The following is a 2,250-nucleotide window of genomic DNA, read 5'->3' on the forward strand; positions in this document are numbered from 1 at the left end:
GTCGGTGACCGGCTCGAAGCGCAGGCCCATGCCGGAGTCCTCGGTCTCGCCGAGCAGCCTGCTCATCTCGGTGGCCGCCCACGTCGGGCCGTGCACGCCGTTGGTGACCGAGCGGATCGGCACCTCGGTGACGTCGAAGCCCGGCCAGAGTCCGCGGAACATGTCCCGGCTGACCTCGCCGTGGAGCTTGGACACGCCGTTCGCGCGCTGCGCCAGCCGCAGGCCCATGTGGGCCATGTTGAACAGGCCGGGGTTGTCCTCGGCGCCCAGCGCCAGCACGCGCTGGGTGCTCACGCCCGGCAGCAGCGCCTCGGAGCCGAAGTAGTGCTGCACGAGGTCGACCGGGAAGCGGTCGATGCCCGCGGGCACGGGCGTGTGCGTGGTGAACACGGTGCCCGCGCGGACCGCCGCCAGCGCCTGGTCGAAGTCGAGGCCCTCGGTAGTGATCAGCTCGCGGATGCGCTCGAGGCCGAGGAAGCCCGCGTGGCCCTCGTTGGTGTGGAACACCTCGGGCTTCACGTGGCCGGTCAGGTCGCAGTACGTGCGCACGGCGCGCACGCCGCCGACGCCCGCGAGGATCTCCTGGCGGATGCGGTGGTCCTGGTCGCCGCCGTAGAGGCGGTCCGTGACGCCGCGCAGGTCCTCGTCGTTCTCCTCCACGTCGGAGTCGAGCAGGAGCAGCGGGATGCGTCCGACCTGCGCTTTCCAGATCTTGGCGCGCAGCACGCGGTCGCCGGGCATGGCCACGTGCACCAGGATCGGGGCGCCGCTGGGCTCGGTGAGGAGCTCGAGCGGCAGCGCGCGCGGGTCCAGCACCGGGTAGTGCTCGATCTGCCAGCCGTCGAGCGACAGCGACTGCCGGAAGTAGCCGGAGCGGTACAGCAGGCCCACCGCGATCAGCGGCACGCCGAGGTCGGACGCCGCCTTCAGGTGGTCGCCCGCCAGCACGCCGAGGCCGCCGGAGTAGTTGGGCAGCGCCTCCGTGACGCCGAACTCCATCGAGAAGTAGGCGATGGCGTTCGGCAGCGGCGTCAGGTCGTAGTTGCCGTGCTCGCGCCGTGCCACCACCTCTTCCTGCCGTCGCTGGAACCAGCGGGGCCCCGTGGTGTAGCGCTCGAGGTCGTCGGCCAGCACGCCGGCGTGGGAGAGGAACTGCTCATCTCTGGCGAGCGCCTCCAGCCGATCCGGCGCGACCTCGGACAACAGGCGCAGCGGGTCGCCACCGACCTCGGACCAGACCTGGGGGTCGACGGAGGCGAAGAGATCCTGAGTCGGCGGGTGCCAGGTCCAGCGCAGGTTGGTGGCGAGCGTGCCCAGGGCGGACAACGGCTCCGGGAGGCTGGCTCGGACGGTGAACCGGCGAAGTGCTCGCATGGCGACGGACCTTATCTCCCGGTGGGTGGGAGTCGACAAGAATCCCACCCAAGACTGCAACGGTTTGCAGGATCGGTACCGGGACCGATCAAGAAAGCCGGAAGGCTTGACCAGCGGTTTCCGGTACATCCGAACGGGTCGGCATGGCGCGCGGCATTCGGAGCAGCCGGCCCCGATGATCCCCGCCGGACGGGTGAGTGGCCATGGACACAGGGCCGCGCCGACGCCCGACCCGAAACGCACGGACATCCCGCCGACTCCACGGCGGGAGTCGAGGCGCACCGCGGGACGGGACGACCTAGTCGGCCAGTCGGTCGAGCAGCGCTGCGTCCTCTGCGGGCGCGCCTGTCGCCTCGGCCATGTCCGCAACGTACCGAAACCCGACGGTTTCGGCGCGGCGTGCGGCACCGTGCCACCGAGCTCGGGATGAGCATGGTCCGCGAGCCCGCGAGGTGGACCGCGGCGGCACTCGACATCGGCGCTCAAGGACGCCGTTGATCTTGCGTCACCTGCGCGACACCCGGATCCGGTTGCATCACGATGACGTTCGGCGTGGCGTGCCACGAAGTGCGCGGTACATCGTTGATGATCATGGAAGCTCGTCGAGTGGCCATGGACACATCGCCCGCGCGGGCACAGAGTTGACCGTGCCGGGGTGTGCGGGACGACCGGATTGGGTACGAACAGTCCAAGTACTCCCCGGTGATGACCTGCCACATCGAGCAAGGCAGACTGGACGGGCCCGCGGTTCTGCCGCGCGAACCACGGCGAGAGGGCGTAGCCGATGAGCGGACGACTCGGCATCGACGGCGTCTCCCCTGCGGTCAGCTGCGGCCGGTATCCGGCCAAAGCCGTAGTGGGAGAACACATTCCGGT

General features: G+C 70.0%; 2 protein-coding genes. One reads left to right on the forward strand and one right to left on the reverse strand.

All coding sequences use genetic code 11. The features are described 5' to 3' along the window. Positions 1-1,374, reverse strand: a 1,374-nt coding sequence (gene glgP / locus VGD70_RS17030) for an alpha-glucan family phosphorylase (protein ID WP_331082447.1), incomplete at its 3' end; no start/stop codon positions are given. A 784-nt stretch (positions 1,375-2,158) separates the two neighbouring features. On the opposite strand from glgP, the gene VGD70_RS36955 reads away from it, so the two are divergent. Next, positions 2,159-2,250, forward strand: a 92-nt coding sequence (locus VGD70_RS36955) for a maltotransferase domain-containing protein (protein WP_414637982.1), incomplete at its 3' end; no start/stop codon positions are given.

It is taken from the genome of Actinophytocola sp., assembly GCF_036402745.1.
Taxonomy (GTDB): Bacteria; Actinomycetota; Actinomycetes; order Mycobacteriales; family Pseudonocardiaceae; genus Actinophytocola.